At 64.2% G+C, this 10,215-nt stretch carries 10 protein-coding genes; 8 read left to right on the top strand and 2 right to left on the bottom strand.

Annotated features, from left to right (window positions below; translation table 11 throughout):
- The 3 genes from QZT63_RS10445 to QZT63_RS10455 form a co-directional block, all read left to right on the top strand.
- Window positions 1–989, top strand: a 989-nt coding sequence (locus QZT63_RS10445; protein WP_290650955.1) for an MFS transporter, incomplete at its 5' end; no start/stop codon positions are given.
- Window positions 990–1,302: 313 nt separating this feature from the next.
- Window positions 1,303–1,716, top strand: a complete 414-nt coding sequence (rnk, locus tag QZT63_RS10450; protein WP_290650957.1) for a nucleoside diphosphate kinase regulator — start codon at window positions 1,303–1,305, stop codon at window positions 1,714–1,716.
- Window positions 1,717–2,219: 503 nt separating this feature from the next.
- Window positions 2,220–3,545 (top strand): ATP-grasp domain-containing protein, encoded by a 1,326-nt coding sequence (locus tag QZT63_RS10455; protein ID WP_290650959.1) that lies wholly within the window; start codon window positions 2,220–2,222, stop codon window positions 3,543–3,545.
- 38 nt (window positions 3,546–3,583) lie between these two features.
- Here the strand turns inward: QZT63_RS10455 and QZT63_RS10460 are convergent, their stop codons facing one another.
- Together QZT63_RS10460 and QZT63_RS10465 are read right to left on the bottom strand one after the other, a co-directional pair.
- A complete protein-coding gene (locus QZT63_RS10460; RefSeq protein ID WP_290650960.1) occupies window positions 3,584–4,606 on the bottom strand; it encodes an asparaginase in 1,023 nt (340 codons plus the stop codon).
- A 16-nt stretch (window positions 4,607–4,622) separates the two neighbouring features.
- Entirely contained in the window at window positions 4,623–5,096 is a 474-nt protein-coding gene (locus QZT63_RS10465; RefSeq protein WP_290650962.1) for a thioesterase family protein, read from the bottom strand.
- 363 nt (window positions 5,097–5,459) lie between these two features.
- On the opposite strand from QZT63_RS10465, the gene QZT63_RS10470 reads away from it, so the two are divergent.
- The 5 genes from QZT63_RS10470 (at window position 5,460) to QZT63_RS10490 (ending at window position 10,100) form a co-directional block, all read left to right on the top strand.
- Window positions 5,460–6,536, top strand: a complete 1,077-nt coding sequence (locus tag QZT63_RS10470) for a DUF3524 domain-containing protein (RefSeq protein ID WP_290650970.1) — start codon at window positions 5,460–5,462, stop codon at window positions 6,534–6,536.
- Window positions 6,533–7,516 (top strand): NADPH:quinone oxidoreductase family protein, encoded by a 984-nt coding sequence (locus QZT63_RS10475; protein WP_290650964.1) that lies wholly within the window; start codon window positions 6,533–6,535, stop codon window positions 7,514–7,516. Before QZT63_RS10470 ends, QZT63_RS10475 begins: the two co-directional genes overlap by 4 nt.
- Window positions 7,517–7,675: 159 nt before the next feature.
- Window positions 7,676–8,041: a phasin family protein gene (locus QZT63_RS10480; protein WP_290650965.1), complete on the top strand. Its 366-nt coding sequence runs from the start codon at window positions 7,676–7,678 to the stop codon at window positions 8,039–8,041.
- A gap of 386 nt (window positions 8,042–8,427) precedes the next feature.
- Window positions 8,428–9,294 (top strand): DUF4382 domain-containing protein, encoded by an 867-nt coding sequence (locus QZT63_RS10485; protein ID WP_290650966.1) that lies wholly within the window; start codon window positions 8,428–8,430, stop codon window positions 9,292–9,294.
- Window positions 9,295–9,458: 164 nt separating this feature from the next.
- Window positions 9,459–10,100: a hypothetical protein gene (locus QZT63_RS10490; RefSeq protein ID WP_290650968.1), complete on the top strand. Its 642-nt coding sequence runs from the start codon at window positions 9,459–9,461 to the stop codon at window positions 10,098–10,100.
- Window positions 10,101–10,215 lie beyond the last annotated feature (115 nt).

Below are 10,215 nucleotides of genomic sequence, written 5' to 3' on the forward strand. Positions count from 1 at the left end.
CGATTGCCGTATCCGGTCTCGCCGACCGCTGGCCGGCGAGCCGCATTTTCGCCTTCTGTGCGCTTGCCGGTGCCGGCACGAACGTAGCCTTCGCCTTTGCGTCCGGCCTGGCCGACGGCCTGGTCTGGCGGTTCGCGACCGGCCTGTGCCTCGCCGGTATCTATCCGATCGGCATGAAGCTCGTCGCGGGCTGGGCGCCGGAGCAAAAGGGCATGGCGCTCGGCTGGCTGGTGGGGATGCTCACGCTGGGCACGGCCTTCCCGCACCTGGTGCGTGGCCTGGGGCCCGGCTGGGACTGGCAGTGGGTGGTGATCGCCTCGTCGGTGCTGTCGATCACGGCCGGCGTGATGGTCGCCCGTCTCGGCGACGGCCCCCACCTGCCGGCCACCGGGCGCCTGCACTGGAGTGCCGTGATCGACGCCTTCCGCCGGCCGCGTTTCCGCGCCGCGGTGTTCGGCTATTTTGGCCATATGTGGGAGCTGTACGCCGTCTGGGCCCTGGCTCCGCTGCTGATCGCCGTCGTGCTCGGGGCCGGGGATGCCGACAGCCCGCTGGTATCCCTCGCCGCCTTCGCATTCATCGCCACGGGCGCGCTCGGCTGCATACTCGGTGGCTACGCCAGTCGCCGGCTCGGCAGTGCCCGGGTGGCGGCAACCGCACTGGCCATCTCCGGCCTCGTCTGCCTGACGTGGCCCTGGCTCGGCGCGCTGCCCGCGTGGCTGGTGATCCCGGTCATGCTGATCTGGGGTTTCTGTGTCATCGCCGACTCGCCCCAGTTCTCGGCGCTTGCCGCCGCTGCTGCACCCGATCGGACGGTCGGCAGCTCACTCGCCGTGATGAACAGCGTCGGCTTCCTGATCACGGTGTTCGCAATCGAGCTGACCGCCGGTTGGTGGCAGGACCTGGGGGCGGGCGTGACCTGGCTGCTGGCGGCGGGACCGGTGCTGGGCCTGATCGGCATGCGCTTACTGCTGCGCGGAGCAACGTGACGCGCACTCCACCGGCATCTATGGCAGTCGCTGCCCCGTGCGGATCGGTGCGTCGTTGCGGCGCATTCGCGCTTACACGAGCAGCACTCCGCGTGAGACGATCCACTCAGCCGAGTGGCAAATTGCGGCTCCGGGTTGCTGTTGGGGTGCGTGGCAGGCTCGCTGCCGAAGGCCTTGCGCTGGTAGGCCTCGGTCATGTCCAGGAAGGCATTGAGCGTCTGACTGCGCACGGCGAAGAAATGCTTCACTGTCAAATGGTTCATTGTTGGGCGGAACCCGAATCACACAATTCAACGTATCAACGTGGGTAACTATGAACGCTAGACCAAAAATTGTAATCTCATCGCTTGACGCAGATAGACTCGACGCTTTATTGGAGTCATTGCCAGAGGGCGCGTTTCCTGGAAAGGCTGAGTTGGAGGCCGAACTGGCGAGGGCAGAAATAGTCGAACCGAAGGATGTCCCGCCGACCGTTGTGTCCATGAATTCAACAGTAAGGTTTAGAGTCGACTCGTCATCGGAGGAGTTCAATTTGACGTTGGTTTATCCAAAGGATATGGATTCGAGTGGTAGTAAAATTTCAATTCTTGCCCCAGTGGGGAGTGCTCTGCTCGGCCTTTCCCAGGGGGATCAAATCGAATGGCCAAAACCTGGCGGCGGTTTTCTGCGTGTGCACATCGAGGAAATCGTTTATCAGCCGGAACGCTCAGGAGAGTATCACCGTTAGCAATAGATACGAACATGACGTGGCCCAGCAATGCCATGCAACCGACAGCCATGCCTAGCGCGGCTGATGGCTGGTGTGGTCGCGCCGAACAAAGCTCGGCGTACCTTGCAGGGCGTACTGCCTCGACGCTGCTACATCCCAAAGGGTGGTGGCCACCGGCGCCGCAGGGGATGCGGGTATTATGCAGCACGTCGGCGGCGTTAAGCTCGTGGAGGCCATCGAAGACGAGCGTCGTCGATGCTGGCAGGCGTATCGGTTGAACGTAAGTTGATTGCGCGCCGTCCAAGGGTGGGTCGATTCCCTGAACCGGACTGAAGGTGCAACGCCCGTCGCAATACTGCGCAAACACGTTGCTGACGGCTACACTGAACCTAAAGTCACATCGGCGAAGCGGTGCGCGGCGGCTCGCCCCAATCTTCTGCAGGATCGTCCTGGCTGAATTCCTCGGCGCCCGTTTGCAGCCTTTTTTGCTTAGTGAAGACAACGAGTTGGGAGTGCAGTGCATGAAGCGAAAAAGCATCTTTGTGGTAGGAGCGGATGCGCCGAACATGGAGCGGTTGCGGCGACTGCCGCAGGCCAAGGAGTGTGATTTCCTCGCGGCCCTTGAGCTTGACGAGATTCGGGGCGTGGAAAGCTTTGACGTCCCCGCGCTGACGGAAAAGGCGGCATCGCGCATGGCCGAGCATCACGGGTCCGTGGACGGCGTCGTCGCCTTTTACGACTTTCCGGCATCCACCATTTTGCCGATCCTGGTCGACCGGTTCGCGCTGCCAGGGCCGCGCCTGGAGAGTGTGCTCAAGTGTGAGCACAAGTACTGGGGTCGCCTGGAGCAACTCGAAGTGGCGCCCGATCATGTGCCGCAGTTCCGGGCCTTCGACCCCTGCGCCGTGCACCGCCGGGGGGATATGCCACTGTCGCCGCCGTTTTGGATCAAGCCGGTGAAATCCTTCCGCTCCTACCTTGGGTTCTTGGTCAACGATGAACGCGATTTCAGGGCATACAGCGACGAAATCTGTCGGCATGTGGATTACATCATCGCCCCCTTCCGGGAGATGCTGCGTGCTCACCATATGCCAGCGGAAATTGCCGACATGGACGAGACATGCCTGGCGGAGAGCCTGATCAGCGGCGCCCAATGTACCCTGGAAGGATATGTCTACCAGGGGGAGGTGGTCTTGTACGGGATCGTCGACTCCGTGCGCGCCGCAGATCGGTCATCTTTCAGCCGTTACCAGTATCCGTCGTCTCTGCCCCAGACGGTCCAGCACCGTATGGCAAATATTACACGCCGGGTCATTGAGCGTATCGCACTGGACAATGCCTGCTTCGACATCGAGTACTTCTGGGATCAGGCAACGGACAACATCTGGCTGCTGGAGATCAATCCGCGTCTGTCCCAGTCACACGGGGAAATCTTCGAGCTTGTACACGGTGTCTCGCACCAGACACACATGGTGGATATCGCCCTGGGCCGCAAGCCCCAGCCCTTGCCCAATGACGGGCCTTATGAGATGGCCGCCAACTGCCATCTGCGGGCGTTCGAGGACAGCCGCGTGCAGCGTGTGCCGGATAAGGATGAACTGCGCCGTATCAGCGAGCGTATCCCCGGCGTAACCGTTCGCCTATACGTCGAGCAAGGGCAGACCCTCTCCGAGCTCGAGAATCAGGACAGCTACAGCTTCGAGGTGGGGAGCATCTTCGTCGGTGGCCGGGACGAACTGGATATTCTGGAGAAGTATGACAGCGCCCTCGAGCAGCTGGGTCTGGAATTGGCACCCTTGCGCTCGGATGCCCTGGCTCCGGAAGGCACGCCAGTTACAGGACACTAGCTCACAGCGCTTTCCGCGTGCGCCGCTTTGCGGTCGGATCAAGTAGGGGTCAATTCGCCGCGCAGATTGCTGGAGAACAGCTCCGTGATCCTGTCGTATGCCACTTCGGCGCACAGCAGATAGTGCAGCTTGGTCAGAGCCGCCTCCCGCGTCATGTCCGCGCCGCCGATCAGGCCCGCCTCCGCGAGGGGCGTGCTGGACGCGTAGCGGCCCAGATGCACGCTGCCGTACTGATTCTGGGAGACGGCGGCAACCACGGTCCCGTTCGCCGTGATCTCCCGGATCGCCTGGACGAAGTCGGCGTCAGCTCCGGGTCCAACGCTGGCGGGGTAGGCTTCCAGTAGCAGGGCGTCGGCCCCACTGTCCCGAACTGCGCGCAGGGTTGCACCCATGATTCCCGGATAAACGGGAAGCATGGCGACGCGGGCGTCCCGTCGATGCACGGCGGGTAACGCCACCTTCGGCGCAGGGGGCTCGTCATGCCACAGGAGCGTTTCGTCGAATGTGGCCAGCGGCGCGGCGTGGGGTGAGGTGAATGGAGCCCGCGGTGCGCCGAAACGCTTGCTGGCTCGGTTCGCACGCAAGAGCTGCCCGCCAAACACGAGCCCAACTTCGTCATTGTGCTCAGAGGCTGCCGCGTGCAGGCCAGCGAGAAAGTTGTCCGTGGCATCGCTATTGGGTTCACCCAGCGGTGCGCGCGCTCCGGTGACCACAACGGGGCGATCGAGGTCCGCCAGCAGGAACGAGAGCGCCGACCCCGTAAAGGCAAGCGTGTCCGTGCCGTGGATGACGACAAAACCGGCATAGTCCCCGGCATGTCGACGGATGACAGTGGCCAGCTGATGCCAGAACGCCGGCGTGATGTCGGAGCTGGTAATGGGGGGCCCAGTCTCCGGATCCAGCCAATGGATGGGCGGGTGCGTGCGGTCTGCCAAAGCGGCCTCGGCACGCCCCGGCAAGTCCAAGGAAGGTACATACCCCCGCTCCGAGGGGATCATGCCAAAGGTGCCGCCGGTGTACAGGGCTCCGATCGGCCGGGTCTGCAGGTTCGAAGACGCCATGTTGGTTCCCCTGTGATTAGCGTTTGGCGAGGCCGATACGGCGGCCGGCGCCATCGGGCGGCGCCAACTCCCTGTGCTCCTGCGCCAGGGCATCCAGGCGCTGCGCGGGTTCACCGCGGAAGGCGGTGGGCCGGCCGGCATGCATGTCCATGGCCATGAGCATCTGCTCCGAGGTGGCACGCACGCTGCTGTGTTCGTCCAGCAGACGCAGGAACACGTGTGCCCGCTTGGCGTCACGGTCGAGCAGCTGCAGATCCACCAGCAGCCGTTCACGCTCGAAGGATTCACGCAGGAAACGCGTATGCGTTTCCAGGGTGTAGACGCTCAGCTGCTCGCGGCTGCGGAAGGCCGCGTCCATGCCCAGGTGCTCGATGAAGAGGTCTACGGCGCGGCTGAACGCCACCGCATAGGTGGCATCGTTCATGTGGCCGTTGTAGTCCACCCACTCGGGTGGGACGATGGCATCCACCAGGGTCAACGGTGTTGTCATGGTCAGGTCCTGCTCTGCAGGCCCGCGTTTGCGGGGCCGTTGTATGTTGGCCAGAGCCGGCAGCCGGGCGGGGGTTTTGAGCCGTAGCGCTCCCAGTCCACGTCCACTGCAGTCCCTGACCCGTGTTCGCAACCCGCAACGAGGCGGTGGATGACTACTGTGCCCGCCACGGCGCGTTCCGTGAAGATGGGCGTACGGTCTGCGAGGTGGATCCCCTGCCAGTGAAACCGGGTATCCGGGTCGAACAAGACGTGCGAGGATCTGAATCTGCTCTGCGCACTTCCCGGCGACCACACTTCCCGGCCGGACAGGCAGCCCAAAAGATAACGATTTTCGGTTACAGGACACTAGAGGCATAATCCGATCGTGCCATGCGCGCCGACTATCTGGCTCCTGTCGGCCTACCGGACGGACAGCCATGCCGCCTGGGCGGACTGGCTGGTGCACCATGTCACTGAGGTGACCTGGCAGCGCCTTGAGTTGCCCGGGCGCCATTTCCCTTGGCGGATTCGCGGGAACCCACTCTCCTGGCTGGACGCGCTGCCGGAGCAACCCCCGGACCGGATCCTGGCGACGTCCATGGTCGACCTGGCCACGCTCAAGGGGTTGCATCCTTCGTTGGCGTCTGTGCCAGCGGATTACTACTTCCACGAGAATCAGTTCGCCTACCCGCTCAGCGGACGGCAGGTCCCCTCCGTCGAGCCCCAGATGGTGCAGCTCTATGGCGCGCTCGCTGCTGAGCGCTTGGTGTTCAATTCTCGCTTCAACCGCGATTCCTTCCTGGAGGGCGTGCAATGCCTGCTGCGCCGCTTGCCCGACGCCACTCCGCACGGCGTGGCCGACCGACTGGCGGCGCGCAGCCTGATCTGCCCCGTGCCCGTGAACCGCGTGGACGCTTCGCCGGAAAAAGATCCGGCCCTAATTTTGTGGAATCACCGCTGGGAATACGACAAGGCCCCGGAGGTTTTCGCCGATGCGATACTCGCCCTGGCGGAGGACGGCTACGATTTCCGGCTCGCTCTGCTCGGCGCGCGACCGAGGCGGGTGCCCGAGTCGTTGGCCCGTCTGCGCCAGGCGTTCCCCGAGCGGATGGTGGCCGACGGGCGCGTCGACGCGGCCACCTACCGTGAGCTGCTCGGACGCGCCGGGATCGCCGTCAGCACGGCATTGCATGAGTTCCAGGGTCTGGCGATGCTGGAGGCCGCGAGCGCTGGGGCGCTGCCGCTGGTGCCGGACGCCCTGTGTTACCCGGAGCAGTACCCGGCCGCTTATCGTTATGCGCCCGGCGACCGCACCGCCCTGAAGCAGCGCCTTGCCGCCTGGCTCAGCGGCGAGTCCCCAGCGCCGGTGGATGTCTCGGCCTGGAGCTCCGCTCGACTGACATCGGCGTGGCGCGGGCTTTTTATGAGCCTGGAACAGGATTGCGAGGAGGGGTTGTGACGCGCTACCGAGCCATGGTCTGCGGTGCTCTCACCGGGCCGGATGCGCTGGACGAGACATGGATGAATGCACCACAGCTCCAACCCGGCGAGGTCCGCATCGCTATTCGCGCGGTGGGCGTGAACTACCCTGATTTGCTGATGACCCGGGGTCAGTATCAGCTGCGACTGGAGCCGCCCTTTGTCCCCGGCATGGAACTCGCCGGCGAGATTATCGAGACGGGTCAGCACGTCTCCGGCTGGCTGGCTGGAGACCGTGTCAGCGTCATGATGCGCCACGGGGCGTACGCCGAGCAGGCGGTGGCGCCGGCCGCCGCGCTCATTCCCTTGCCCGCCGCGTTTGGCTTCGCGGAAGGCGCAACGTTTCATGTGGCTGCCAAGACCGCCTATCACGCCCTGGTGGACCGCGGCCGCCTGGACCGGGGCGAGACGCTCCTGGTGCTCGGCGCCACCGGTGGGGTCGGGCTCACCGCGGTGGAGCTGGGGAAGATGTTGGGGGCCCGCGTAATCGCCGTCGGCTCCGATGACGACAAGCTTGCCGTGGCCCGTCCCCGGGGTGCCGACGCCGTGGTCAATTACCGCAAGCAGAACCTGCGCGAGGCGGTGGAGACGATCGCCGGGTCCAATGGCGTGGACGTGATCTACGACCCGGTGGGGGGTGAGATGTCGCGGATTTGCACGGAGCTGCTGGCGTGGAACGGGCGCCTGCTGGTGGTGGGTTTCGCGAGCGGTGACATTCCGTCCTTTCCCGCCGATCATGCACGACTGAAGGGCTACAGCATCGTGGGTCTGCGCGCGGGCGAGGCCGGGCGCCGAGATCCGGTCCAGGCCCGGCGTGCCCGTGCGGCTTTGCTGCAATACGCTGAGGCGGGTCGCCTGCGGCCGCATGTTTGCGTCCAGTTTCCGCTCCATGAGGCAAGCCAAGCCCTCAAGACCTTGGAGGAGCGCGCTGTGGTCGGTCGCGTGGCCCTGATTCCCTAAGCTCGCAGATTGGATGGGTCGCCGTCTTGCATGGTGACTAGGCAGAGAACTGATCAACAAATTGTTGCAATGCACAACTTTCTTGAGTATAGTGCATCGCAACAAGGTTGGAGAAGGGCTTCATCCTTGTCTTACTTCACAACTCAACAAGGTGTTGCCATGACGAACCAGACCGTAAATCAGATCAATGAGCAGTTCGAGACCTACTTCGGCGCCCCGGCGCGCGCTTTCGCCGAGCTGACCATCAGCCACGTGGAAGCCCTGGTAAATACGCAGGTGGAGGCTTCCAAGGTCTACACCGAGCTGAGCCTCCAGCAGGTCCGCAAGGCGCTTGAGATCAAGCAGCCCCAGGACGTGCAGGGTTACATCCAGGGCCAGCAGGACGTCGCCAAGGAGCTCACCGAGCGCTTCAAGGGTGATGCCGAGAAGGTGGTCGCACTGAACCGCCAGTTCGCTGAAGAAGCCCAGAAGCTGACCCAGCAAAACGTGCAGGCTGCCTCCAAGGCCGCCGGTAGCGCCAAGTAAATCGCCTCCTGGCGTTTCCCCGGCCTGACCCGGCCGGTGTGAGATCCATCTGCAACCGTCGACCCCGCCGGGGTCGACGGTTTTTTTTGGGCGCATCCCATGCGGTTGCCCCGGGCAGATCTCGCCGCCGCTGCGGCCGAGCTGCATCGCGATGAGCCATTACAGGTGGGATGGCCTATAGAGTCTGGCTATCGGTCGGTGAACCGGTGGGTCATACTGATGGTGGTGAGCGTCACGGCGGTATCGTTCCGGAATGCTTCGCGATATGGCCTGTGCCAGACTGTGGATTTTGAGTGACAGGGAGGGGCAGAGCGGTCTTGAATGCTGTGGCGGCAATGCAGGCGGCGTGGAGGCTGGGGCCATGGCGCAAGCTTCTTGGAGCGGGCATGGTGCTCATGCTCCTGTCCGGTCTTGCCGCCTGCAAACTGACCCTGCCTGAGCGCGACGAGGCCGGCGACAGTAACGTCACCCTGCTCATGCCCCCGCAGCAGTACGTTGGCGCGGCGCAGGTGGAGCTGCGCGTCGAGGCCGTGGAGCTGCATCGCGACGACGGCGAGGTCCATCGGATCGACCTGGATCCGCCGGAGACGGTTGAGCTGGTCGCCGATGAGCTGGAGGAGGACCCGTTCCCGAATGCGGTGTTCATCGACAAGACCGTTCGCAGCGGCGATTACCGTCGAGTGCGCCTGATCGTCGATCGCGAGCGCAGTTTTGTGATGTCGACGGCGCAGGGTGAGTTTGACCTGGTTGTCGATGGTGGGGACCGGCTGGATCTGGACTCCGACTTCCGCATCGAGGCAGCCACCGATGAAGAGCTGATAGTCGACCTCAATCTTCACGCCGGGCTGGTGGAGCGTCAGACTGACTTCGAATTGCGGCCGGAGCATGTAGTCACGACGGCCGCCACCAGTGGCGAGGTGCGATTTTCCGACCTGCAGCTGGCCACCTGCGTGGATCCGCTTAACGCTGGCCTCTATCTCTACGAGGGCCTGGACCGGGAACCAGTGGGTCTTGGGGCGCGCGCCGATTCCGGGCCGTTTTTCAGTGTCTGGTCCGGGAATCTGTCATTCTTTGCCCTGCGCTATGTTCCGGCAGGCGCCTACACCGTCGCCTGGAGCTGTGAAGCCGGAGACGATGTGCCGGGGGAGACCAGCGGCATCGAATTCGAGGGCCAGGAGAATCTGGAGGTCGAGGCGCAAGCGTGTAGCCTGCTTGCATTCGGCGCTGGCCGGGGGGAGCCGGGCACGTGCTAATGCCCGAATGCACCGGTGGGCACAGGCACGGCGCTCACGGGTGACTCAGCCTATCGGATCCCGCGCGGCCGCAGCGCTTGCTACCACGCAGTCAGCTCGCGGCGCTTGGCCTGGGGGCGGGTGTGCCCGCATACTCAGCCAGCCGCCGCTACAAGGAGACCCGCATGCGAGACCTTCTGAACTCCCCGGACATTGCCCGGCTGACACCCGCAGCTTTTCTTTGGGCCGTCATCGCCCGCGTATGGCCCTTCGCGGCCGTGACGTTCCTGTTTTCGGTGCTGGTGCTGTTTGTGCCCCGGACGTTCGACGGGACGGCGGTGGAATGGCTGCATCACCTGCGCCCGGTAAACGCCTTCATGCGCGAACTTGCCATGGGCTCGCTGCTGGTCCTGGGGGGGTTGGTGCTCGTACTGCGCCAGTTGCCGCCGGGGCGGGCGTTGCTGCTGTTCTCGGCAACCTTGAGCCAAGCCTTCGTGACATTCTTCCTCTTCCTGGCCGGATTGTTCGTCGGTTTGCTGCTCGCCTGGCCTCTGGCGGTGTTGTTTGAGGCTCCCCTCGGCAGTGCGCGCCCGGCCGTGCTCGGGCCCATCTACGGTATCTTCAGCGCCCTCCTGGTATATGTGGCCTTTGCCTTCATTCACCGTCTGGGCAAGGACCGGTGGCCGGGCGAGGAGCCCGGTGCGTTGCTGCGCAAGATCGACGAGGTCCTGCGGCTGGGGCAACTGCCGCATCTTGCCGTGCGCGGGCTTGGAGCCGGCCTCTTGGTGGTGTTCGCGGGGCTTTTCTGGACCGGCGCGATCCTCTAGTGTCCTGTCCCGCAAATACCGTTACGATTGTCGCGGCCCTGACGGCCCCTGGCGGCGTTGCGCCTCCTCGCCGTAGTCCCCGCTACGCCTCGTCGGCGCGCCTTGCCAGGAACCG

The organism is Aquisalimonas sp. (assembly GCF_007120195.1).
Taxonomy (GTDB): Bacteria; Pseudomonadota; Gammaproteobacteria; order Nitrococcales; family Aquisalimonadaceae; genus Aquisalimonas.